Annotated in this window: 24 protein-coding genes; 14 read left to right on the top strand and 10 right to left on the bottom strand. The window is 59.9% G+C overall.

Annotated elements, in window-relative coordinates:
• Positions 1 to 2: 2 nt before the first annotated feature.
• The 8 genes from ROLI_RS20055 to ROLI_RS20020 all read right to left on the bottom strand — a co-directional run bounded on the left by ROLI_RS20055 (position 3) and on the right by ROLI_RS20020 (position 6,210).
• Positions 3 to 845: a 3-keto-5-aminohexanoate cleavage protein gene (locus tag ROLI_RS20055; RefSeq protein ID WP_187429519.1), complete on the bottom strand. Its 843-nt coding sequence runs from the start codon at positions 843 to 845 to the stop codon at positions 3 to 5.
• A gap of 7 nt (positions 846 to 852) precedes the next feature.
• Positions 853 to 1,452: a protocatechuate 3,4-dioxygenase subunit alpha gene (gene pcaG, locus ROLI_RS20050; RefSeq protein WP_187429577.1), complete on the bottom strand. Its 600-nt coding sequence runs from the start codon at positions 1,450 to 1,452 to the stop codon at positions 853 to 855.
• A 2-nt stretch (positions 1,453 to 1,454) separates the two neighbouring features.
• Positions 1,455 to 2,177 (bottom strand): protocatechuate 3,4-dioxygenase subunit beta, encoded by a 723-nt coding sequence (gene pcaH / locus ROLI_RS20045; protein WP_187429520.1) that lies wholly within the window; start codon positions 2,175 to 2,177, stop codon positions 1,455 to 1,457.
• Positions 2,174 to 2,557, bottom strand: coding sequence for a 4-carboxymuconolactone decarboxylase (gene pcaC, locus ROLI_RS20040; RefSeq protein ID WP_187429521.1), 384 nt, complete (start codon positions 2,555 to 2,557; stop codon positions 2,174 to 2,176). Before pcaC ends, pcaH begins: the two co-directional genes overlap by 4 nt.
• A 92-nt stretch (positions 2,558 to 2,649) precedes the next feature.
• Entirely contained in the window at positions 2,650 to 3,927 is a 1,278-nt protein-coding gene (locus ROLI_RS20035; RefSeq protein ID WP_187429522.1) for a TRAP transporter large permease, read from the bottom strand.
• Positions 3,928 to 3,930: 3 nt separating this feature from the next.
• The gene (locus ROLI_RS20030; protein ID WP_187429523.1) at positions 3,931 to 4,434 is read right to left on the bottom strand and encodes a TRAP transporter small permease; all 504 of its coding nucleotides are present in this window, start codon (positions 4,432 to 4,434) and stop codon (positions 3,931 to 3,933) included.
• Positions 4,435 to 4,492: 58 nt separating this feature from the next.
• Positions 4,493 to 5,470 (bottom strand): TRAP transporter substrate-binding protein, encoded by a 978-nt coding sequence (locus ROLI_RS20025; protein WP_187429524.1) that lies wholly within the window; start codon positions 5,468 to 5,470, stop codon positions 4,493 to 4,495.
• Positions 5,467 to 6,210 (bottom strand): GntR family transcriptional regulator, encoded by a 744-nt coding sequence (locus ROLI_RS20020; RefSeq protein ID WP_316247426.1) that lies wholly within the window; start codon positions 6,208 to 6,210, stop codon positions 5,467 to 5,469. The genes ROLI_RS20025 and ROLI_RS20020 overlap by 4 nt, the downstream gene beginning before the upstream one ends.
• A 115-nt stretch (positions 6,211 to 6,325) precedes the next feature.
• Between ROLI_RS20020 and uxuA the strand changes: the two genes are divergently transcribed.
• On the top strand, positions 6,326 to 7,534 hold the full coding sequence (uxuA, locus tag ROLI_RS20015; RefSeq protein WP_187429525.1) for a mannonate dehydratase: 1,209 nt from the start codon (positions 6,326 to 6,328) through the stop codon (positions 7,532 to 7,534).
• Here uxuA and crtC read toward each other — a convergent pair.
• Both crtC and crtD read right to left on the bottom strand, forming a co-directional pair.
• Positions 7,529 to 8,389: a carotenoid 1,2-hydratase gene (gene crtC, locus ROLI_RS20010; RefSeq protein WP_187429526.1), complete on the bottom strand. Its 861-nt coding sequence runs from the start codon at positions 8,387 to 8,389 to the stop codon at positions 7,529 to 7,531. The genes uxuA and crtC overlap by 6 nt on opposite strands.
• A 26-nt stretch (positions 8,390 to 8,415) precedes the next feature.
• Positions 8,416 to 9,966, bottom strand: coding sequence for a 1-hydroxycarotenoid 3,4-desaturase CrtD (crtD, locus tag ROLI_RS20005; protein ID WP_187429527.1), 1,551 nt, complete (start codon positions 9,964 to 9,966; stop codon positions 8,416 to 8,418).
• Positions 9,967 to 10,060: 94 nt separating this feature from the next.
• Between crtD and ROLI_RS20000 the strand changes: the two genes are divergently transcribed.
• From ROLI_RS20000 to dxs, 13 genes are all read left to right on the top strand, one after another.
• Positions 10,061 to 10,945, top strand: coding sequence for a polyprenyl synthetase family protein (locus ROLI_RS20000; RefSeq protein ID WP_187429528.1), 885 nt, complete (start codon positions 10,061 to 10,063; stop codon positions 10,943 to 10,945).
• Complete coding sequence (locus tag ROLI_RS19995; RefSeq protein WP_262386451.1) at positions 10,938 to 12,062, top strand: methyltransferase; 1,125 nt, start codon at positions 10,938 to 10,940, stop codon at positions 12,060 to 12,062. Before ROLI_RS20000 ends, ROLI_RS19995 begins: the two co-directional genes overlap by 8 nt.
• A gap of 127 nt (positions 12,063 to 12,189) precedes the next feature.
• Positions 12,190 to 13,131, top strand: coding sequence for a chlorophyll synthesis pathway protein BchC (gene bchC, locus ROLI_RS19990; protein WP_187429529.1), 942 nt, complete (start codon positions 12,190 to 12,192; stop codon positions 13,129 to 13,131).
• Between the two features lie 68 nt (positions 13,132 to 13,199).
• Positions 13,200 to 14,159, top strand: coding sequence for a chlorophyllide a reductase iron protein subunit X (locus tag ROLI_RS19985; protein WP_187429580.1), 960 nt, complete (start codon positions 13,200 to 13,202; stop codon positions 14,157 to 14,159).
• 304 nt (positions 14,160 to 14,463) lie between these two features.
• Positions 14,464 to 16,044 carry a chlorophyllide a reductase subunit Y gene (gene bchY / locus ROLI_RS19980; protein WP_187429530.1) on the top strand — a complete coding sequence of 527 codons (1,581 nt, stop codon included), beginning with the start codon at positions 14,464 to 14,466 and terminating at the stop codon, positions 16,042 to 16,044.
• A 211-nt stretch (positions 16,045 to 16,255) separates the two neighbouring features.
• The gene (bchZ, locus tag ROLI_RS19975; RefSeq protein WP_187429531.1) at positions 16,256 to 17,731 is read left to right on the top strand and encodes a chlorophyllide a reductase subunit Z; all 1,476 of its coding nucleotides are present in this window, start codon (positions 16,256 to 16,258) and stop codon (positions 17,729 to 17,731) included.
• Positions 17,728 to 17,973, top strand: a complete 246-nt coding sequence (pufQ, locus tag ROLI_RS19970; RefSeq protein WP_316247427.1) for a cytochrome PufQ — start codon at positions 17,728 to 17,730, stop codon at positions 17,971 to 17,973. The genes bchZ and pufQ overlap by 4 nt, the downstream gene beginning before the upstream one ends.
• 184 nt (positions 17,974 to 18,157) lie before the next feature.
• The gene (gene pufB, locus ROLI_RS19965) at positions 18,158 to 18,307 is read left to right on the top strand and encodes a light-harvesting antenna LH1, beta subunit (RefSeq protein ID WP_169642527.1); all 150 of its coding nucleotides are present in this window, start codon (positions 18,158 to 18,160) and stop codon (positions 18,305 to 18,307) included.
• A gap of 14 nt (positions 18,308 to 18,321) precedes the next feature.
• Positions 18,322 to 18,480 carry a light-harvesting antenna LH1, alpha subunit gene (gene pufA, locus ROLI_RS19960; protein ID WP_187429532.1) on the top strand — a complete coding sequence of 53 codons (159 nt, stop codon included), beginning with the start codon at positions 18,322 to 18,324 and terminating at the stop codon, positions 18,478 to 18,480.
• Positions 18,481 to 18,646: 166 nt separating this feature from the next.
• Entirely contained in the window at positions 18,647 to 19,498 is an 852-nt protein-coding gene (gene pufL, locus ROLI_RS19955; protein ID WP_187429533.1) for a photosynthetic reaction center subunit L, read from the top strand.
• Between the two features lie 2 nt (positions 19,499 to 19,500).
• Complete coding sequence (pufM, locus tag ROLI_RS19950) at positions 19,501 to 20,493, top strand: photosynthetic reaction center subunit M (RefSeq protein ID WP_187429534.1); 993 nt, start codon at positions 19,501 to 19,503, stop codon at positions 20,491 to 20,493.
• A 3-nt stretch (positions 20,494 to 20,496) separates the two neighbouring features.
• Positions 20,497 to 21,612 (top strand): photosynthetic reaction center cytochrome PufC, encoded by a 1,116-nt coding sequence (pufC, locus tag ROLI_RS19945; RefSeq protein ID WP_187429535.1) that lies wholly within the window; start codon positions 20,497 to 20,499, stop codon positions 21,610 to 21,612.
• Between the two features lie 232 nt (positions 21,613 to 21,844).
• A complete protein-coding gene (gene dxs, locus ROLI_RS19940; protein ID WP_187429536.1) occupies positions 21,845 to 23,779 on the top strand; it encodes a 1-deoxy-D-xylulose-5-phosphate synthase in 1,935 nt (644 codons plus the stop codon).
• Positions 23,780 to 23,781: the final 2 nt, after the last annotated feature.

Genomic DNA, 23,781 nt, shown 5'->3' with positions numbered 1-23,781 from the left:
TATCAGGTCGGTGCGCTCACCGCCCGCAATCCCAGAATGTCGCGCGCTTGCGTCCAGGTTGCGACGGGGCGCTCGTATTTGTCGCAGATGTCGACCGCGCGTTTCACCAAGGCGGTGTTTGAAGGGGCCAACCGGTCCCGGTCCAGCCGGACGTTATCCTCAAGTCCCGTGCGGGTGTGGCCGCCCTTGGCAATCGACCATTCATTCAGCGTCAATTGCGCCGCGCCGATCCCTGCCGCGCACCACTGTGCATCCGGCGCAAGACGGTTCAGCGTTTCGATATAAAAATCAAAGATACGTTCATCGGCAGGCATGGCATTTTTTACGCCCATGACGAATTGCACATAAAGCGGCCCCTTGAGCCGCCCATCCGCCGCCATGCGCGTGGCCTGCACGATATGGCTGAGATCAAAGGCCTCGATCTCGGGCTTCACGTCATGTTTGATCATTTCACCTGCAAGCCAGTCCACCAGATCCGGGCTGTTCTCATAGACGCGTGTCGGAAAATTATTCGAACCCACCGTCAGCGAGGCCATGTCAGGAGCCAGCGGCAGCATCCCGCCGCGCTCAAGACCTGCGCCGGAGCGCCCCCCGGTTGAGAGTTGCACGATCATGCCGGGGCAGTGCTTTTCCAGACCCTCCTTGAGACGCGCAAAGCGTTCCGGGTCCGAGGTGGGTTTGCCGTTATCATCACGCACGTGGCAATGCGCAATGCTGGCCCCGGCCTCGAAACACGCCTGCGCGCTTTCGATCTGTTCGGATATCGTGACCGGGAGGGCGGGGTTATCCGCCTTGGTCGGGACCGAGCCGGTCAGGGCGATGCAGATGATGCAGGGGTTGGTCATGAGACCCTCATATGTCGAAAAATACGGTTTCGTGCGCGCCCTGAAGGCATATGTCAAAGTGATAGATTGTACCATCAGCTTTGGCGATCAGGGTATCGCGGCGATTGGCCTGTTCGATGAGGGCAAGCACCGGGTCACTTGCATTCGCGGTGTTCTCATCCGCAAAATACATCCGCGTGTTCAGCCCGACATTGATCCCACGCGCGACCAGCCAGAGGTTGAGATGGGGTGCCATCATCACATCGTTTCGCCCCCGAACAGCACCCGGCTTGATGGTGTTGAACCTGAACACCCCAGTGTCGAAATCGGGGATGACCCGACCCCAGCCGCGAAAACTGTTTTCCACCGCGCCCTTGCCGGGATAGATGCCCGCAGCATTGGCTTGCCAGACCTCGATCAGTACATCCTTGACCGGCGCGCCGGTGCCATCGGTGACGGTGCCGGTGACGGTGATCCGTTCGCCTTTTGCATTCGGGCCGATGATGTCATGGCCAAGCTCGCGGGCATAGATATCAAAGCCCGCGGCCCCCGGCGCCAGCCCGATGTGCACGAAAGGCCCTGCCGTTTGGGAGGCGGATTCCTTGAGGTAATTCAAAGCCTGTACTATGATCAATTCCCCTCGGGCCGGTTTTCGAAATGCGTGGATCGGTGCCCGCGCAGCACGATGTCGAACTTATAAGCGATGGCATCCAGCGGCGCGCTGGCGTTGAGGTCAAGCGCCGCCACAAGCTGCCCAATCGCGCGCGGATCGGGGATCGCATTCACGATGGGGCATTTGGCGATTAACGGATCACCCTCAAAATACATCTGCGTGATCAGGCGTTGCGCAAAGGCGGTGCCGAAGACCGAAATGTGGATATGGGCGGGGCGCCAATTGTTGACCCAATTGCGCCAGGGATAGGCACCGGGTTTGACGGTGCGAAACATATAGCGGCCCTGATCATCGCTCAGCGTGCGCCCGCAGCCGCCGAAATTAGGATCAATTGGGGCCAGATAAGTGTCCTTTTTGTGCCGATATCGCCCGCCCGCGTTGGCCTGCCAGATTTCCACCAGCGTATGGGGGACGGGGCGCGCGTTTTCGTCTAGGACGCGACCGTGCAGGATGATCCGCTCGCCAATCGGATCGCCGGTTTGCGCGTAATTGCGCAGCAGGTCATTGTCGCCCGCGTCGATATCATCGTGACCAAAGGTCGGCCCGGTCAATTCGCTGTCGGTGTTTTGCAACGACAGCAGCGCATTGTGTGGAGAGCGCGCCACGCTGGTCTTGTAATCGGGCGCATGGGCGGGCGGGTGCCATTGCCGGTCCCGCTGGATAAGGTCGGACGGGCTCATGGGGCCTCCGCCGCCATCTCGGCGTAGGTGCGTTTGGCCAGTTTCAGGGCGTGGTTGGCCGCTGGGACGCCCGCATAAATCGCCACATGCTGGAAGGCTTCAACGATGTCCTGTTGGCTCGCGCCGGTGCGGGCGGTGGCGCGGATATGCATGGGGATTTCTTCGAAATTCCCGGTGGCGGCCAAGAGCGCCAGCGTGATCATCGAGCGTTCGCGCCGGCTAATGGCGTCGGAGGCCCAGACCGTGCCCCAGGCGCTTTGCGTGATGAGGTTCTGAAAGGCCGCGTCGATCTCGGTCTTATCCGCCTCGGCGCGGTCCACATGGGCGTCGCCCAGAACCGAACGGCGGATCGCCATGCCCTTTTCTAATCGGTCGTTCATCGCTCTGCGGGCTCCCCCTTTGCCGTATCGGATGCGGCTACCCGTCACCATACCGCCAGTGGCGGGGCGAAAACAGACCTTTCGTGGACAAATCAGGGTGCCAATACGGAGGGCAGCCAGGTGGCAAGCGGCGGGAAGTATGACACGGCCAGCAGCACGAGGATATTGGTCAGCAGGAACGGCAGGATCGCCACGACCACGGGCGCGAGCGGCAGCCGCGCGATGCCAGCGCAGACAAAGAGGCACACGCCCACCGGCGGTGTCGTCAGCCCGATCATCAGGTTGAGCACCGCAAAAGTGGCGAAATGCAGCGGGTCGATCCCGACCGCCGTGGCCAGAGACAGGAGCGGCACAAAGAGAATGATCAACGCGGCGATGGTTTCCATGAACATGCCCACAAAGAGCAACAGCAGGTTGATGATCAGGATCACCAGGAATTTATTGTCGGTCAGGGAGAGAACACCGGCGGCGATGGCCTGCGGGATGCGCTCGGAGACGAGGATCCAGCCGAACACATTGGCAAAACCGACCAGCGCGAGGATACCGGCGGCGGAAATTGCGCTGTCACAGAGTATGGTTGGCACCGCGCGTATCGGCAGTTCGCGGTAGATGAAGGCGCCTACGAAAAACGCATAGACGCTGGCGATCACGGCGGTTTCGGTAGGTGTCGCGAGGCCGGAGAGCAGTCCGTAGATGATCAGGAAGGTCATGGCCAGCGCCCAGAAGGCACCACCGAAGGAGCGCGCGACCTCGGACCAGCCCCGCCAGGGTTGATGCGGAAAACCGCGCCGCGCGGAGATAATATAGCATGTCACCATCATCGCCAGCCCCATCAGGATACCGGGGATGGCCCCGGCGAGGAACATCTTGCCCACAGAAATCCCCGAGAGTGCGCCGACGATGATCATCGGCACTGAGGGCGGGATGATCGGCCCGACCGTAGAGGAGGCGGCGGTGATCGCAGCGGCGAAGGCGGGCGGGTAGCCGGCCTTTTTCATGCCGGGAATCATTACCCCGCCGATGGAGGCGGCATCCGCGACCGCCGTTCCGGTGATGCCACCAAACAGCATTGAGGCGGCGATATTGGTCAGGCCCAGCCCGCCGCGTATCCAGCCCACCAGCGCATTGGCAAAACGAATGATGCGTTGCGTGATACCGCCCCGGTTCATCAGGTTCCCCGCCAGGATGAAACCGGGGATCGACAGCAGCACGAACACATCCATGCCCGCATACATTTTCTGCGGCATGACCACGGGCGGGATACCCGCAAGTATCAGATAGGCCAGCGAGGAAATGCCGAGCGTAATGGCCACGGGGATGCCAAGGGCCAGCCCGGCGATAAAGACCGAAAAGAGAATGGTGACTTCCATGGATCAGTTATCCACCTCTTCGGGTTTCTTGTCGGGCAGGCCATCCTCTGTGCCGCTGAGCATGCCGAAAATCCGCAGCGCGCCGAAAAGGGCCAGCCCTGCGATCATCAGAAAGACGGTGAAATGGGCAAAATCCATGCGGATCCCGAGGGCCGGAGCGGTTTGCATTTTGCCGATGGCGACGTAGCGCCAAGCATGGGGCAGCAGATAGAGCGCGAGCCCCGCCGTCACAAGCCCCGCGAGCAGGCGGAGTAGCCAGGGCAGTTTGCCGGGCAGGAATTCACAGATCACATCGACATTGACCAGATCACCGGAACGAAAGGCGAGCCCCGCGCCAAAAGCCACCATATAAAGGAGCGCAAAGCGGGTGAGTTCCTCGGTCCAGACGGGGGATGCGCCGGTCAGACGTCCGATTACCTGAATGAGGACCACCGCGAGCAGCAGCGCAAAGGCAAGACCGGCCCCAAGCCGCGCGATAAACGTGATGGTCTGGATGGTACGATGCATGCTTGTGGCTCCGAACGGGAAACCGGTGCCACAAGGGGCGGCACCGGTGGGGTTTGGTTTATTCGGCGAACAGGCCTTCGACGATGGGTTTGATTTCATCGCTGACATTGGCCAGCACCGCGTCTTTTGCGGCACTTGCAAAGGCCGCGCCGTCGACGTCGACAAATGTCATGCCATTGGCCTCCAGATAGGCGCGATCTGCGGCGAGGCTCGCTTCAAACAACCCACGCTCGTAGGTTTGCGCGCGCGCGGCGGCTTCCATGACCGCGCCCTGATCGGCTTCGCTCAGGGAAGCCCATGTGGTTTCGGCAATCGTCAGGTAGATCCAGGAGCGCACATGCTCGGTCATGTTGACGTGGCTTTGCACCTCGTTGAAGCTGGCGGAACGGATCAGCGCCAGTGGGTTTTCCTGCGATTCAATGGTGCCGTTTTGCAGACTGGTGAAGACCTCGGAAAACGCCATCGGGCCGGGGGCGGCTCCTAGCGCGGACCACACGTCAATGAAAAGCGGCACATTGGGCACGCGCATTTTCAACCCATCAAGATCAGCGGGCGAGGCGATGGGACGGTTTGAGGTCAGGTTGCGCGGTCCACGGGCGAAAAACGCGATGGGGCGAATTTGCGCCTTTTCCACGATCTGCGCCTTGATCTGATCGCCGATGTCACCGGAGGCGACCTCGTCCATATGCTCGATGGATTTATAGGCGTAGGGCACGGCGAGCAGCGCCGCCATGGGTGCCCAGTTTTGCAGGCTTTCGCCGGTGATCGTCATATCCACGGTGCCAAGCTGCATGCCGTTGATCAGGTCGATTTCCTTGCCCAGCGACTCGTTTGGGAAGACCTCGACGGTGATGCGCCCTTCGGTCAGCGTCGAAAGCTCTTCGCCGAATTTCACCGCGGCCAGATGCCAGGGGTTCTCCTCATTGGCCAGGTGGCCGAGTTTTAGCGTGCGTTCCTGTGCCATTGCCGGGGCTGCGATAAATCCCGCGGCCAAAACGGCGGCGGCTAAGCCTTTGAATGTCGTTGCGAATGTCATGTGGTGTCTCCTCCTTGGATGGGTGCATGGACCGGCTGGGAAATCCCCGCGACCGGCAGTTCGAAAAATTCAGGGTAGGCCTCGACTACCTTTGGCAGATCGTTCAGCACTTCGCGTAGATGTATGCGAATGGCGACGTCGGCAGTCACGATGGCCCCGGACTCGATCTGGTTGACGATATCGGCGTGCTGTTCAATGAGGCGATCTACGGGAAATTGCACCAGCGACAGGAACCGCACACGGTCCATCTGGGATTTCAATCCCTCGATCTGCGCCCAGGCACCGGCCTTGCCCGCGCCGGCCGCCAAGGTGCGGTGGAATTCCTCATCCAGCGCGATGAACCCTGTACGCGAGTCCGCGTCGCATTGGCGTTGACGCTCCAGTTGCTCGCGCAGATCCGCAATCAGCGCGGCATCGGGGGTTTGTGCCAGGATCTTGACGATATCGGCCTCGATGGCTTCGCGCAGGAAACGCGCGTCAATCACGCCACTATACTCAATCTTGCGCACGATCGTGCCGCGTTGGGGCAGGATGGCCACCAGACCGTCACCAACCAGCCGGATGAAAGCTTCGCGCACGGGCTGGCGGCTCACGCTATAGGCTGCGGCGATTTCGGATTCTGAAATTCGGCTGCCGGGTGTGAGGTCGTTGCGTATGATACGCGCACGCAGGATGCCGTGAATTTGTGGCGCGATGGGCCGTGATGGCTCCAGTCTCTCCTTGCTCCCTGTGTACAGCACGATTCGTTCTCCCCAGTGTTTTGTACCATACTTCCATACTAGTCAGCAACTCATCTCTATGCTAGGATTGCTGCAAGCTTCGGGTCGCGCCGGGGCGGATGTGGAGGAATGTCAGATGAAACAGACATGGCGCTGGTTTGGCCCGAAGGATCAGGTCTCAATAGACGATATGCTTCAGGCGGGTGTGCAAGGGGTCGTCACCGCTCTGCATCACATCCCAACCGGCACCGTCTGGACCGAGCAGGAAATCGCCGCGCGCCAGGCCGTTCTGGCGCATATGGAGGATGGGACACCTTCCAACCTTGCCTGGGATGTGGTGGAAAGCCTGCCGGTCTCGGAGGATATCAAGAAACAGCAGGGCGATTGGCGCGCGCATATAGATGCCTACCGTCAATCCATGCGCCATCTCGCAGCGGCCGGGATCAAGGTGATCTGCTATAATTTCATGCCGGTGCTCGATTGGACCCGCACCAGCCTGACCCACCGCTTGCCGTCCGGGGCCACCTGCATGCGGTTTGATCTAACTGATTTCGCGGCCTTTGACCTGCACATCCTGCAACGTCCGGGCGCGGCTGAGGAATACGACGCGGCGCTATGTGAGGCCGCCGCGCGCCGATATGCGGCGATGAGTGGCGCAGAGCGTGACGCGCTCGCGGGCAACGTTGTTTTTGGCCTGCCCGGCGCGGCTGAAAAATTCACGTTGGAGGATGTGCGTGCGCATTTGGCCGAATATGCCGCCATGTCCGAGGACACCCTGCGCGCCCATCTGATTGATTTCCTCTCCGAGGTGGTGCCACTGGCGGAAGAACTCGGCCTGCGGCTGTGCTGTCATCCGGATGATCCGCCCTTTGCGCTGCTGGGCCTGCCCCGGATCATGTCGTCTGAGGAGCAGTACGTCAAAATCATGCAGGCGGTGGACAGCCCGGCCAATGGCATCACGCTCTGTTCCGGCTCCCTTGGTGCGCGGCCTGACAATGATCTGCCGGGGATGATGGCACGTCTGGGGGACCGCGTGCATTTCCTGCACCTGCGCAACGTGACGCGCGAAACTTCGGATGTGCGTGGTTCGTTTTATGAAGCCGAACATCTCGGCGGGGATACCGATATGGTGGCGCTGGTCGAGGCCGTTTTGAAAGAGGAAGCGCGCCGCAAGGCCTCCGGGCGCGCAGATTGGTCGATCCCGTTTCGCCCGGATCATGGGCAGGATATTCTCGATGATCTCAACCGGCGCGCACAGCCCGGTTACCCGTCAATTGGTCGCCTCAAGGGGCTGGCCGAATTGCGCGGTGTGATCGCAGCACTTGAACCACGCATCGGGCTATGACCCCGCAGGGCTTGTGTTAAAATTCCAGTTCTTACGCCGGGGAACGCGGACGGCCAGCATCGGTTTCAACAGCGGGCTGCGAAAACGCCGTAAATCCAGCGCTTCATGCACGCCGGTCACGATTTCGCCGTCAATCTGGGTCTGCACGGCGGAGCGGGAATAAAACGGCGCATCCAGCATGTTCAGGGTCTGGCGCGGTTTGAACCCGGCATCGGCGCGCGTTTCGCGTTTGACCGCCCACAGGCTGCGGCGCATTTTGGCCAGCGGGGGCAGGGGGATCGAGCGCCCGTTCCCATCCGCGTCAAATTGATAGGCCGCCGCGAGCGTCGAGCCATCCAGCCGGGTTGCGTCATAAAAACAGGTCGCCCCGGATTTCGTCGGAAAGCGACCCCATGTCCAATAGCTGAAATCCTCTTCCAGCGCGCGCGTGCCAAAATTCGCGTCGAAATACCCCTCGCCCTGCCACTGCCAGCCGTGGCGGTCGATATCGACCTCAATGCGCGAGGTCGGCGCAAAGGGTCGCCAGATATGCGCGCCATCCGGTGTCAGCGGCAATTCGAGACCGGTGAGCGCGGAGGGGATCACCCGGATTTGTCCGCGAATGCGGTTGATCAGGGGCGGGCCGGATATTTCATCGATGTCGATCACCAGTTGGTCGCCTTCCCAACGCATCATGGAGGGGCCGACCTCAAGGCGCGCGCCGGTCTGGCGCAGTGCGGATTCCCCGCGATCCGTCATGGTGAACCGCCCGCCCGGACCATAGGTCGCGACATTGATGCAGACGTGGTTTTGCGGGTTTTTGCGCCCGGACCAGCGATACCAGGGTGAAAACACCGAGCCGATAAACCCGATCACGGAAACCGCACGGGTGCCACAATCGCTCAGGCCGTCGACATACCACCAGGCGTAGCCGTTTGGCCCGACGTGGACGTCGAAGTTCGGGCGCGCAAGATCGCCTCTGCCGCGTGCCGCGCGGAGAGGGTCGCCATGGGCACGCCCGCCCCCGGATGCGTCCCGCCGCCCGCCAGCCACAGGCCTTTGATCGGGGTCTGCGCAGTGGGCCGTTGCAGCGATGCGGTCAGCCCGTGCGGGCTTTGCCCGTAGAGCGCGCCCTGTGTCTGTGGGAACATCGCGGCGAAGTGTTGCGGTGTCGTGATCGTTGTGGTCGTCGGTGTCGGTGACATGCTCACCCCGAAATCCGCCAACCTGTGCAGGGTCTGATGATGCCATTTGTCCAAATCCATTGGGGGGGTCGATGTGGGTGTCGCCGGGGCGTTCGAGATCATCTCGAACCGCTCCAGCGCAGAGGGTTTTGAGCCTTGACCGCGATCTTCGGCACAAAGGTACAGGGTCGGATCACGCGGGATACGATCCTCGCACAGGTCCCGGAATTCCGATTGCGGGTCATCTGCGAAAAACACGTTGTGATGGGCAAGCTCCGGGCCCTTCGGCGTCGCCGCAAAGCTGTGCACCCGCGCGGAGAAGGACCGTGGGAGCCGTGCCGTCTGCGGGGCCACGTTCTTCAGATCATTGCCCATGCTGCCCGTTGCCAAAGCGCGCGGATCGCCGGCATATAGTATCGTGCTGGCCTCAAGATGTTCTGATCCGTTGAGTTCAACACCGGTGGCGATCCCGTCGCGCAGGGTGATCCGGTCCACATGACTGTCGCCGCGCAACGTGACGCCCCGCGCGATGGCCAAGCGTGTCAGCGCATCGGTCAGATGATGCATCCCGCCTTTGACGACCCAGACGCCCGCCGCTTCGGCCTGCCAGATCAGCGACAGGATCGCCGGGCTCAGATGCGGCGCGCCGCCCACATAGGTCGCATATCGGCCAAAGAGCTGCGCCAGACGCGGATCGCTGAACTGGCGCTCAAGCATTTGCGCCAGAGTAGAGAGCGGGGCCATCGCCGGGATCAGTGTGGGCTGACGCAAAACGCGCGTCACAAGCTGCGTCATCTTGGGTGTTGCGGCCTGCATCATCGGCGCGTCGAAGGCCTGAAACAGCTGTTGCGTGCGCGTATTGAAACGGCGAAATTCATCCGCGGCCCTGCCGCCTGCTAAATCCGCAATGGCCGCGATGCTGGCATCGGGATCGCTGTGCAGGTCGAGCCGCGATCCATCGGACCAGAAGTGGCGCGCCAGAATCTCCTGTTTGATCAATGTCACATGATCCTCAAGCCGGGCACCGGCGCAGGCGAATAGATCATCAAACACATGTCGCAGGGTCAGGACCGTCGGCCCCGCATCGACCGGGCCTGCGTCACTCTGCATGGTTCTGATCTTGCCGCCGGTATGGCTGTGGCGTTCCAGCAATGTCACCGCCATACCGCCCGCGTTCAGACGCAGCGCGCCAGCCAGCCCCGCGATCCCCGCGCCGATCACAATGGCGTCGGGTCGATGGGGCAAAACGGAAGGGGTCGTAATATCCATATGTGATTGTTGACTCGAAGTGGTAAAGTGTCCAGTATGATTTACACTTTAGTGTCAAATTAAAGTGACGCATTGCCGGTGAGAGGAATGATGCATGGGCCTGAATACGCGAATTGAGACCGCAATATCATCGGCTGTGGCCGTGGGGCAGGGGCGTGGCGCGGTGCCGCCAAGGCTGGCCTCAGCACTTGAATATGCCACAGCGCCGGGCGGTGCGAGAATTCGCCCCACTATTCTGATGTCTGTGGCCCTGGCCTGCGGTGATGATCAGCCCCGGCTGTCGGATGCGGCTGCCTCGGCGCTGGAGTTGATCCATTGTGCGAGCCTTGTGCACGATGACCTTCCTTGTTTTGATGACGCTGAAATCCGGCGCGGCAAACCGACGGTGCACCGAGCCTATTCCGAGCCTCTGGCCGTTCTGACCGGGGACAGCCTGATCGTATTGGCTTTTGAAATACTGGCGCGCCAATCCGGTCTTGCCCCCGAGCGTGTGGCGCAGATGATCGTGACGCTCGCGCAGCGCACCGGCATGCCGGGCGGTATCTGTGCCGGGCAGGGTTGGGAAAGCGAAGCTGAGATTGATCTCTCCGCCTATCACCAGGCGAAAACCGGCGCGCTGTTCATTGCGGCCACCCAGATGGGCGCGGTTGCGGCGGGCCAGGAAGCCGAGCCGTGGTTTGAATTGGGCGCGCGCATCGGCGAGGCCTTTCAGGTTGCCGATGATCTGCGTGATGCGCTTTATGACGCGGAAACGCTGGGCAAACCCGTGGGTCAGGACGATCTGCATGGGCGCCCGAATGCGGTGTCCTTGCTTGGGGTTCAGGGCGCGATTTCACGGCTCAAGGATATTCTGGGTGGGGCGATTGCCTCAATTCCATCCTGCCCCGGCGAGGCGCAATTGGCCGAAATGGTGCGCGCGTATGCCGAACGGTTGACGCCCGTCGCACCCAATGTGACGGCTGCGCGCAGCAATGTCTGAGACGGCGGGCGATCTGCCGGAATGGCGCGGCGGCTGGTTGAACCGGCTTGTGGCCCGTCCGGGCTTTCAAAGCTGGGCCAGTAAATTCCCCCTGACACGTCGGCAGGCGCGCAAAGACGGCGCGGTGCTTTTCGATGTCGTGCAGGGTTTTGTGCAAAGCCAGGTGCTCATGGCGTTGGTCGAGCTTGACATTTTCCGCCGTCTGCGAGGGGGCGCGCAAAGCGCCGAGATGCTGGGGCGCGCAACGCAGATACCGACCGAGCGGATGCAGGTTCTACTGCAAGCCGCAGCCGCCCTGAAGCTTCTGAAACGGGATCGGGCAGGGCGATTTGCCCTCGCGCGCAAGGGCGCTGCGCTGATGGGTGTGCCGGGTCTTGACGCGATGATCCGCCACCACCGTGCGTTTTATGCGGACCTCGCGGATCCGGTTGGGTTGCTGCGCGGACCTGCGCAAACGGAACTGTCGGACTTCTGGCCCTATGTGTTTGGTGCGCGCGGTGACATTGATCCCGTGGTGGCCGAAACCTATTCTGATCTTATGGCGAAGAGCCAACTTTTGGTGGCCGAAGATACCCTGCGTGCGGTTTCCTTCAAGGGTGCAAAACATCTGCTGGACATCGGGGGCGGCACAGGCGCGTTTCTGGAAGCTGTGGGGCAGGCGACGCCGTCGCTGCAAATGACGCTGTTTGATCTGCCGCAGGTTACGCCGGCGGCCCGCGCGCGATTCGATGCCGCCGGGATGAGCACGCGTGTGCAAATCTGTCCGGGGTCTTTTCGCGATGATCCCTTGCCGCAGGGCGCGGATATGATTTCATTGATTCGGGTTCTTTATGATCACGCGGATGAGACCATCGAGGCGCTGTTGCGCGCGGTTTATGCCGCATTGCCTGCTGGTGGCCGGTTGTTGATTTCTGAGCCGATGGGAGGTGGATCGGCGCCGGATGCAGCGGGAGATGTGTATTTCGCCTTTTACACAATGGCCATGCAGACCGGCCGTGCCCGTTCGCCTGCGGAGATCACCGCGCTTTGCAAGGCGGCCGGGTTTGAGAAGATCCACAGCCCGAAACCAGCGCGCAGTTTTGTCACGCGGGTGCTCACCGCACAGAAGCCACATTAACTGACATCAAAAGTGTCTATTCTAGTTGACACCTGTGTCTGTAAGTTTAAGCTGACAAGAAGAAAACAAATTGCGCAATGAGTCTCTGGCGATGAACAGGGCATGCAGCGCGGGTGAGGAGAAAAAATTGGAAACCACTGCAGTTCTTCTGAACGGCCCGCGCGAACTGGCCGTTGACCAGCTCACGCTGAACGCGCCGGGTCCGAATGATCTGGTGGTTGATATTCTTCATTCCGGTATCTCGACGGGCACTGAAAAACTCTTCTGGACGGGCGAAATGCCGCCTTTTCCCGGTATGGGTTATCCGCTGGTGCCGGGCTATGAGGCCGTCGGCGAAGTCGTCGAGGCCGCGCCGGATTCGGGCTATCGCCCCGGCGATCATGTCTTTGTGCCGGGTGCCAATTGCTATGATGGGGCCTTTGGCCTTTTTGGCGGGGCGGCGTCTCGTTTGGTCACAGCACCGGACCGCGTGACGCGAATCGATGCCGGTCACGGTGCGCAGGGTGCCTTGCTGGCGCTGGCTGCCACCGCTCGCCACACGATGGCCGGGCTGAATAAATCCATGCCCGAACTGATCATTGGTCACGGTGTTCTGGGCCGCTTGCTGGCGCGCTTGACCGTGGCGGCGGGTGCGCCTGCGCCGACAGTTTGGGAAATCGACCCCTCGCGCCGCAGCGGTGCGCAGGGTTACGCCGTCATCGCCCCTGAGGACGATACGCGGTCCGATTACATGTCCGTTTATGACGCCTCTGGCAGCGCGGACATTTTGAACATGCTTATGCGCTGCATCGGCAAGGGTGGTGAAATCGTTCTGGCCGGTTTTTACAAAGAACCTATCAGCTTTGCCTTCCCGCCCGCCTTCATGAAAGAGGCGCGGTTCCGGGTGGCTGCTGAATGGACACATGATGATCTCGCCGCGACCCGTGCTTTGGTCGAAAGCGGCACCTTGAGCCTTGATGGCTTGATTACGCATCGGGCCCCGGCAACGGATGCGCCTGCTGCATATGAACAGGCTTTTAACGATCCCACATGCCTGAAAATGATTTTGAACTGGAAGGACGCAGCGTGAAAGATAGTGTTGACGAAAAGCACCCGAAAGCAGGCGACGTTCCAAACCTGAAGGAATTTGACAAACGCCTGCGCGACGAAGCCGCAGAGCCGACACTCGAAGTACCCCAAGGCGAGCCGACATCCAAAACCCAGATCATCGCGATCTATGGCAAGGGCGGGATCGGCAAATCCTTTACGCTGGCCAACCTCAGCCACATGATGGCCGAGCAGGGCAAGCGCGTGTTGCTAATCGGGTGTGACCCGAAATCCGATACCACTTCTTTGTTGTTCGGTGGCAAGGCCTGCCCGACAATCATCGAAACCTCGACGCGCAAGAAACTTGCCGGTGAAGAGGTCAAGATCGGGGATGTCTGCTTCAAGCGTGGCGGTGTTTTCGCTATGGAGTTGGGCGGACCCGAAGTGGGGCGCGGGTGTGGTGGTCGTGGTATCATCCACGGGTTCGAATTGCTCGAAAAGCTTGGCTTTCACGACTGGGATTTTGACTACGTGCTGCTCGATTTCCTGGGCGATGTGGTCTGTGGCGGCTTCGGTCTGCCGATTGCCCGCGATATGGCACAGAAGGTCATCCTTGTGGCGTCCAATGATTTGCAATCGCTTTATGTGGCCAACAACGTGTGTTCAGCGGTGGAATATTTCCGCAAGCTGGGCGGCAACGTCGGTGTCGCCGGATTAGTGATTAACAAGGATGATGGTACCGGGGAGGCTGCGGCATTTGCCGAAGCGGTCGATATTCCGGTCCTCGCCTCGATCCCGCAAGACGATGACCTGCGTAAGAAATCCGCGAATTACCAGATTGTTGGAACTGCCCAATCTCAATGGGGCCAGCTCTTTGCGGAACTGGGCGACAATGTCGCCGTGGCCCCGCCGGTGCGCCCGACGCCGCTGGATCAAGACGGTCTCTTGGGTCTTTTCGATGCCTCCGAAACGGGTGGCGATTACGTGCTGGTCCCTGCCACCGACATAGATATGCGAGGCAAGAACGCGGCACCCAAACCATCTTTGGAGGTCGTATACGATGAAGCATGAGCAACCGGACCATTTTGTTGAAAACGACATCAGACAGACACTCAAAACCGCCCGTGAAGATCAGATCAAACGCCTCTTGCAGGACATTGGTTTTATCCCAAACGCCAAAGACGACGAAACGATGAGAAAGCCGCATGACTAAGCTTGAGCATTTTGAAACATCACAGCAGGCGCTTGAAAGAGCGGCCTATAAATTTCAGCAATCACTGAAGCTGTTGGAATGCAGCCGGGATGCAGCGGATCAGTCCTTTGAGTTGATAAACAGGTTGCGCACTTCCCACTTTACCACTCGGAGCACTGATCAGTGAACAAAGAAGTTACACATGACGCGGCCACAGATGCCGAGGTGATCAAGGGTCACCCGCATGGTGATGTGTCACGTGTGCCGGGCGATGTCCCCCAGATCGCTCAGGACGGTGGGGGCTGTCATTCCGGTGGTGAGATGGCCGAGGCGGCCCGTATCGCGGGCAAATCCGAAATTCTTGATAAATTCAAAGCCGATTATCCGATGGGCCCGCATGATAAACCCCAATCCATGTGTCCCGCCTTCGGGTCGCTGCGGGTGGGTCTGCGGATGAAACGGGTGGCGACAGTGCTGTCTGGATCTGCCTGTTGTGTGTATGGGCTGACCTTTGTGTCGCATTTTTACGGCGCGCGACGCTCTGTTGGTTATGTGCCGTTCAATTCGGAATCGCTGGTGACCGGCAAGCTGTTCGAGGACATCCGCGAGAGTGTCCATGAGCTGGCCGACCCTGCTAATTATGACGCGATTGTGGTGACTAACCTGTGCGTCCCGACAGCCAGCGGCGTGCCTTTGCGCCTGCTGCCTGATGAAATCAACGGCGTGCGGATCGTCGGTATCGACGTGCCCGGCTTTGGTGTGCCGACCCACGCAGAGGCCAAGGACGTCTTGGCCGGTGCGATGCTGGAATATGCGCGCCGCGAAATTAAGGCCGGACCCGTAGCCAAACCCGCTGGCGGCAAACATGACCGTCCAACGGTTGCGCTTTTGGGTGAAATGTTCCCGGCGGATCCGATGATGATTGGCGCGATGCTGGCCCCGATGGGTCTGGCCGCGGGTCCCGTTGTGCCCTGCCGGGAATGGCGTGAGTTATACGCCGCACTTGATTGTGGTGTCGTCGCGGCGATCCACCCGTTTTATACAGATGCCGTGCGTCAGTTTCAGGCCGCCGGTCGTACCGTCGTGGGTTCCGCTCCCGTGGGTCATGACGGCACCGCCGCATGGATGGCCGCGATTGGGGATGCTTATAACGTGCCTGCCGCGCAGATTGCTGCGGCGCAAAACGCTTTCCTGCCTGCGATCAAGAGCGCTCTTGCGGGTGCACCGATCAAGGGGACGATCACGCTCTCGGGCTATGAGGGTTCTGAACTCCTCGTTGCGCGTCTGTTGATCGAAAGCGGCGCGGATGTGCCTTATGTCGGCACGGCCTGTGCGAAATCGCCCTGGTCTGCGGATGATGCAGCCTGGCTCGAAGCCAAGGGTGTGAAGGTCAAATTCCGCGCGAGCCTGGAAGATGATTGCGCCGCGATGGAAGCGATCCAGCCTGATCTGGCCATTGGTACGACGCCTGTTGTGCAAAAGGCCAAAGAAAAAGGCATTCCCGGCCTCTATTTCACCAACCTGATTTCCGCGCGCCCCTTGATGGGTCCGGCAGGGGCGGGGTCACTGGCCGAAGTGATCAATGCGGCCATGGGGAATAAAGCCCGCATGGCCAATATGAAAGCCTTCTTTGAGGATGTGGGCGAAGGCGATACCGCCGGTGTTTGGGAAGGTTCCCCGAACCTGCGCCCCGATTTCCGCGCCCAGCATCAGAAGAAGCTCGACAAGCAAGCAAGGGCGGCCAAAGCCGCGCAGATGGTATGATGCGCGAATATGAAACATATTCGCGCAATGGTGCGCGACAGCGGGTTTCGCCAGAAACCTGCGTGTGCACTCCGTTTGACGTGACGCGAGACAGTGCACAGGGAGCATCGGTCTATGCGATGATATTTGATGTTGCCACTGGGGCTCTGCCCCCGCGCTGCGCGCTCCCCCGGAGTATTTTTGGCCAAAAGATGCAGGGGGGCCTCTGCTGATGTTGGTGACGGATCACGATCGCGCGGGCGGGTATTGGGGAGCAGTTTATGCCTTCTGTGCCGTCAAAGGGTTGCAGGTTGTAATTGACGGTCCTGTGGGTTGCGAAAACCTGCCCGTCACGTCCGTTTTGCATTACACCGACGCTTTGCCACCCCATGAGTTGCCGATTGTCGTGACCGGTTTGGGCGAGGGCGAAATGGGTTCGGGCACCGAAGAATCGATGAAACGGGCCTGGGACACGCTTGATCCCGCACTGCCCGCCGTGGTGGTGACCGGATCGATTGCCGAGATGATCGGTGGCGGTGTCACACCGCAAGGCACGAATATTCAACGCTTTCTGCCACGTACAATCGACGAGGATCAGTGGGAAGCGGCGGATCGGGCGATGACTTGGATCTTTACCGAGTTCGGGATGACCAAGGGTCGGATGCCGCCCGAAAAGAAGCGTGAGGCGGATGCAAAGCCGCGCGTTAATATTTTGGGTCCGATGTATGGCACGTTCAATATGCCATCCGATCTGGCCGAAATCCGGCGGCTGGTCGAAGGGATCGGTTGCGAGGTCAATATGGTGCTGCCTTTGGGCGCGCATGTGGCCGAAATGCGAAATTTGGTAAATGCGGATGTGAATATCTGCATGTACCGCGAGTTCGGGCGCGGGTTGAGCGAGCTTCTTGCCAAGCCGTATCTACAAGCCCCGATAGGGATCGAGAGCACGACTAAATTCCTGCGCGCACTGGGGAATTTGGTGGGCCTCGATCCCGAACCTTTTATCACGCAAGAGAAACATTCCACGATCAAACCGGTCTGGGATCTCTGGCGCTCCGTCACGCAGGATTTCTTTGCCACCGCGAGTTTCGCGATTGTGGCGAATGAGACCTATACCCGCGGCATCCGCCAGTTTCTGGAAGATGACCTTGGTTTCCCCTGCGCCTTTGCCGTGGCCCGGATTGCGGGCAAGAAGACCGATAATGACGCGGTCCGCGAGATGATGGGCTCCAAACGCCCGCTGATCGTGATGGGATCGATCAACGAAAAGATGTATTTGGCCGAGCTCAAAGCGGGCTTTGGACCGGCACCGGCCTTTATCCCGGCAAGTTTCCCTGGTGCTGCGATCCGCCGTGCCACGGGAACGCCGTTTATGGGCTATGCTGGCGCGACCTATCTGGTGCAGGAAGTCTGCAATGGGCTGTTTGATGCGCTGTTCCACATTCTGCCTCTGGGCACGGAAATGGACGCGGCGGATGCGACACTGACACCGTTGCGGCGCGACTTCCCATGGGACGCGGATGCACAGGCGATGCTCGACAAGATTGTCGAGAGCCATCCGATTTTAACACGAATTTCAGCTGCGAAAACATTGCGTGACGCGGCGGAGAAAGCGGCACTTGCCGCAGGTGCAGAGCGTGTGGTTGTTGAAACCGTGCGCGCGCTTGACCCGGCGATGGCCGGACCTGATCTGGAGGATCAAACATGAGCGACATGACTTCTGACATGATTGAAACGACTGTGGAAACGCTCCACGAGGCACCCAGCCGCAAGGCTGTGAAGACCGAATTCATGGTCTATTTCGCGATCATTTTCCTCGCGACACTGCCTTTGGCGACATTGACCTGGGCGCTGTCCGCGATCCGCAGCCGCAGCTTTACGGACAAGGGTCCGATGGCGCGTGCCTGGAGCCAGGCCCGGGTTATCACACCTATGATCTTTTCGGCATGAACGACTTCGCACATACGGGCGGCAAGGCCCCATGTGCGACCCGAATTCTCGATGCTTTGTGCGCCTGTATCGAGTCCGAAACTGCTCACCCCTCAAAAGGTGAACAGAGCCCCGAGGGGGGAAACCCCCAGAGGACCCGGCCGTGGGGAGCGCGGCGTCAGCATAACGTTCCGTAGGAGTAATTATGGCTGATAATACAAACCTGTCTTTCACAGGTCTAACCGACGAGCAGGCGCAAGAATTGCACGCTGTCTATATGAGTGGGCTCTGGCTGTTTTCAGCAGTGGCCGTTGTCGCTCACTTGGCAACGTTCATCTGGCGTCCCTGGTTCTGAAGAGGAAATAGAGAATGGCAAAGTTCTACAAGATCTGGCTTATCTTCGACCCTCGCCGTGTGTTCGTAGCACAGGGTGTGTTCCTCTTTTTGCTGGCAGCGATGATTCATCTCGTCCTGTTGAGCACAGAACACTTCAACTGGTTCGAACTGGCGGCGCAATCCGCTCAGTAAAAGGAGGGTCTGGCAAGGACCTTTCTGCGACCCGGTGTTGAGGCACCAAGATCAGCTGCGGGCGGACACTATGTGCGTCGCCCGCCCGCGGCAAAACAAGATGCAATGACAACATGACGGCCTCCGCCTGTAACCAGGGCGTGCCGCACACATGCGGAGAATGAAGATGGCTTTGCTCAGCTTCGAAAGAAAATATCGCGTTCGCGGAGGGACGCTTGTCGGAGGCGATCTGTTCGACTTCTGGGTGGGGCCTTTTTACGTAGGCTTCTTCGGGGTGACGACGGCCTTCTTTTCCCTTCTGGGGACAATCCTTATATTCTGGGGCGCGAGCCAGCAGGGAACGTTCAATCCCTGGCTGATCAATATCGCCCCGCCTGATCTGAGCTACGGGCTCGGTCTTGCACCATTGCTCGAAGGCGGGCTCTGGCAGATCATCACCTTTTGTGCCACCGGGGCGTTTATTTCCTGGGCGCTGCGCGAGGTCGAGATTTGCCGCAAGCTCGGCATGGGCTATCACGTGCCGGTCGGATTTGCTTTCGCGATCCTGGCCTATGTGACGCTGGTGATTTTCCGACCACTTCTGATGGGTGCCTGGGGGCATGGCTTTCCCTACGGGATCTTCAGCCACCTCGATTGGGTGAGCAACACGGGCTATGCCTATCTGCACTTCCATTACAACCCGGCGCATATGTTGGCGGTGACGTTGTTCTTTACGACCACCATCGCACTGGCGCTGCACGGCGGTTTGATCCTGTCCGCAGCCAACCCCGAAAAGGGCGAAGAGGCGCTGACACCCGATCACGAAGATACGTTTTTCCGTGATTACATCGGCTATTCGGTCGGCACCCTGGGCATCCACCGTGTGGGATACCTGCTGGCGCTGAACGCGGTGTTCTTCTCTGCGGTCTGTATCATCATCTCCGGTCCCGTCTGGACTGCCGGCTGGCCCGAGTGGTGGAACTGGTGGCTTGAAATGCCAATCTGGGGCAGCAACCCAATGCCTGTGGGAGGAATGTGAACATGAGACTTCCTGAATATCAAAACATCTTCACGCAAGTCCAGGTCCAGGGCACGCCCGAATGGGGCATGGATGACAGCGGCGAGATGTCCGACCAACGCGCCGGTAAGCCCTTCTTCTCGAAACTGATGGGCCTGATCGGCAACGGTCAGATCGGTCCGATCAACGTCGGCCTCTACGGTGTGATCTCCTGTGTCTGCTTCATGATCTGGTTCAACATCGTCGGGTTTTCGATGCTGGCGCAGGTCGGCTGGTCGATCCCTGAGTTCATCCGCCAATTGTTCTGGCTGGCGCTGGAACCTCCGGGCCCTGAATATGGGCTGAGCATGCCGCCGCTCAATGACGGCGGTGCCTTCATCATCGCGGGTATGTTCTTTCTGGTCGGTTGCGTCACCTGGTGGTTGCGAACCTATCAACTGGCGCAGCAACACAAGATGGGCAAACACCTCGCCTGGGCTTTTGCGGCACTTTTGTGGCTGATCCTCGTGCTGGGTCTGTTCCGCCCGATCCTGATGGGGTCCTGGTCCGAAGCCGTGCCTTATGGCATCTTCCCGCATCTCGATTGGACCACGGCCTTCTCGATCCGCTATGGCAACCTCTATTACAACCCGTTCCACTGTCTCTCGATTGTGTTTCTCTATGGCTCTGTCCTGCTTTTTGCGATGCACGGCGGCACCATTCTGGCGGTGACCCGTTACGGCGGTGACCGCGAGTTGGAACAGATCTATGATCGCGGGACAGCCACCGAACGTGCGGCTCTCTTCTGGCGCTGGACCATGGGCTTCAATGCCACCATGGAAGGCATCCACCGCTGGGCCTGGTGGTTCGCAGTCCTCACCCCCATCACGGGCGGTATCGGGATCCTGCTGACCGGCACGGTTGTCGACAACTGGTTCATCTGGGCGCAAGAGCATAATTTTGCACCGATGTATGACGGCTCTTATGGCTATGCCGATTACGGCTCCTATGAAGCCTTTATTGGGAAAGGAGAATAACGCATGTTTCCCAAGTGGTTTGATAAATGGAACGCGGATAACCCGACCAACATCTTTGGTCCGGCGATCCTGATCGGTGTCATCGGCGGGGCGGTTTTTGCCGCTGCCCTGGTGGTCACATGGGGCAACCCCGCACAAACGGCCTCACTGCAAACTGGTCCACGTGGCACGGGCATGTCGGTGCCCGAGTTCAACGTGGTGCGTATGAAAGCGGACCCGACGATTGAGGACTACTACACCGAGGAGCCCTATGTCCCCGAAGGCGGCGAGGATCTCGCGCGCGACATCTATGACAACGTGCAGGTGCTGGGCGATCTGACGGAGGACAACTTTAACCGTGTCATGACCGCCATGACGCAGTGGGTTGCTCCCGAGCAGGGCTGTACCTATTGCCACGGCGATGGTGATCTGGACACCTACGGCGAGGACAACCTTTACACCAAGGTGGTTGCGCGGCGTATGGTCCAGATGACGCAGAACATCAACGAAAGCTGGGATGGTCACGTCAACGCTGAAAAGCAGGTTGGTGTGAACTGTTACACCTGCCACCGTGGCGAAAACGTCCCCTCCGAGATCTGGTTCAAGATCAGCCCGGTGAATGAACGCGTTGCCGGTTGGTCCGCCAATCAGAACCGCGCCACATCCATCAGCCAATCGACGTCTCTGCCCTCGGATGCGCTTGAGAAGTACCTGCTTGAAGAAGAGACCATCGCCGTACATTCGCTGGAAAGCCGTGAAGAAGGTATTCCAGGGGTCGATGGATACGCGTCGATCCAGGATACGGAACGCACCTATTCGCTGATGAATTACTTCTCCAACAGCCTCGGCGTGAACTGTGTGTTCTGTCACAATTCGCGCGCCTTTTATGATGGTGTCCAGAATACGCCACAATGGGGCACGGCCAGCCTTGGCATCCTGATGGTACAGGAGATGAACAACGAATATCTGGTGCCGCTTAAAGACAGCTATCCGCCTGAACGCCTCGGCCCGATCTATGCTGATGCGCCCAAAGCGGCCTGCAAAACCTGCCACAAGGGCTATCAACAGCCGATGCAGGGATTGAACGTAATTGCAGACTGGCCCGAGCTCGCGACGACAGAGGCGCCGGTTTACGAATGAGGTTTGGGGCGGTTCGTTAAGCGCCCCAAACCCCGCCGCGCACGGATCATTGGCTTCCTTGATCCGGGCTTCGGGGTCTTAGGCACCCCGGTTCCCTTCCTGTTGGCTACAGGAACCTGGCGTCGCAACCGGTTCAGGCTGGATGCGACGCCATTGCTACCTAAGATAGTGGGACTTTGGGTTTTGGCAAGAACTCCCCCCGCTTTACCCGAAAAGAACGGAGATGTGCGCCATGACCCAGATAGATACCCCAACCCTTGATCGCGTGGCAGGTCCCGCTGATCTGCGCCAAATGTCGGATCACGAATTGAGCGCCGTTGCAAATGAACTGCGCGCGGAGGTCGTGGAGGCCGTCAGCCAGACCGGCGGGCATCTTGGATCATCGCTTGGTGTGGTTGAATTATCGGTTGCGATCCATGCGGTTTTCGACACGCCGCGCGACAAGCTGATCTGGGATGTGGGGCATCAATGCTACCCGCATAAAATCCTGACGGGCCGGCGCGACCGCATGCACACGCTGCGCCAGGGGGGCGGCATCAGCGGCTTCACCAAACGCTCGGAATCCGAATATGACCCCTTTGGGGCGGCGCATTCCAGCACCTCAATTTCCGCAGCCTTGGGATTCACCATCGGCCGCGACATGGGTCTGCCGACCGGGGACGCCGTTGCCGTGATCGGGGATGGATCGATCTCTGCGGGCATGGCTTATGAGGCGCTGAACAACGCAGGTTCTGAGGGACGGCGCCTGTTTGTGATCCTGAATGACAATGAAATGTCCATCGCCCCGCCGGTGGGCGCGATGTCCTCCTATCTGTCGAGCCTGGCGGATTTGTCGCGCAAAGGACCCTTTGGCGGTTTGGTCGCCGTGGCCGAGGGCATGGAACAGCTGGCCCCCAAACCGGTCCGTGAAGGGGCGCGGCGTGCGCGTGAAATGGTCACCGGGCTGGAAAGCAAGGGGACCTTCTTTGAGGAGCTGGGCTTTGACTATATCGGCCCGATTGACGGACACGATATGGATCAATTGCTCAGCGTTTTGCGCTCTGCGCGCGCGCGTGCGACGGGGCCGGTCCTGATCCATTGCTGCACGGTCAAGGGCAAAGGCTACGCGCCCGCCGAAGGCTCCACGGATAAATACCACGGCGTTTCCAAATTCGACGTTGGCACCGGCGTGCAGGCAAAGGCCAAGGCAAATGCACCCTCCTACACGGGCGTGTTCGGCGATGCGCTGACCGCTGCCGCGACCGAGGACCCGACAATTGTCGCCATTACCGCTGCGATGCCGGGCGGCACCGGTCTGGACCGTATGGCCAAGAAATTCCCTGGACGTGTGTTCGATGTCGGTATCGCCGAGCAACATGGCGTGACTTTTGCCGCCGGAATGGCGGCCAGCGGGCTCAAACCCTTCTGCGCCATTTACTCGACGTTTTTGCAACGCGGATATGATCAGGTGGTGCATGATGTCGCCCTGCAAGGGTTGCCGGTGCGCTTTGCGATTGATCGCGCCGGTCTTGTCGGTGCGGATGGCGCGACCCATGCGGGGGCTTTTGACGTCGGATTTCTCGGCGCGTTGCCGGGTATGGTTGTGATGGCTGCGGCGGATGAGGCGGAGCTGGTCCATATGGTGGCCACGGCTGCGGCGCATGACAGCGGTCCGATTGCGTTCCGGTATCCGCGCGGGAATGGCACAGGCGTTGCCCTGCCCGAACGCGGCGAGGTTCTGGAGATCGGCAAAGGTCGCATGATCCAGCAAGGCGACGGTGACGTGGCGCTTCTGTCCTTTGGGACGATGCTGGGAGAATGTGAGGCCGCTGCAACCATGCTGGCCGCCGAAGGGATCAGTGCCACGATTGCAGATGCACGGTTTGCCAAGCCACTGGATATGGCATTGATCGCGCAGCTGGCGCAAAACCACGGTGCCTTGATCACCGTCGAGCAAGGCGCCAAGGGCGGTTTCGGCGCGATGGTGCTACAGGAAATGGCGGGCCATGGGCTTCTGGATCACGGTTGTCGCGTGCGGTCGGTGTGTTTGCCCGACCGATATGTGGATCAGGCGGCACCTGTCGAGATGTACCGCGACGCACAGGTCGATGCGGAAGGGATCGTTGAAATGGTTCTGAATGCTCTGCACCGGGATCGCAAAGTGGTGGATCTGCATAGCGCGGGCTGATG

Origin of the sequence: Roseobacter fucihabitans, from assembly GCF_014337925.2 — a bacterium.
Lineage (GTDB): Bacteria > Pseudomonadota > Alphaproteobacteria > Rhodobacterales > Rhodobacteraceae > Roseobacter > Roseobacter fucihabitans.
The sequence above is the reverse complement of the archived record's forward strand: the minus strand, read 5'-3'. Positions and strand labels throughout refer to the sequence as shown.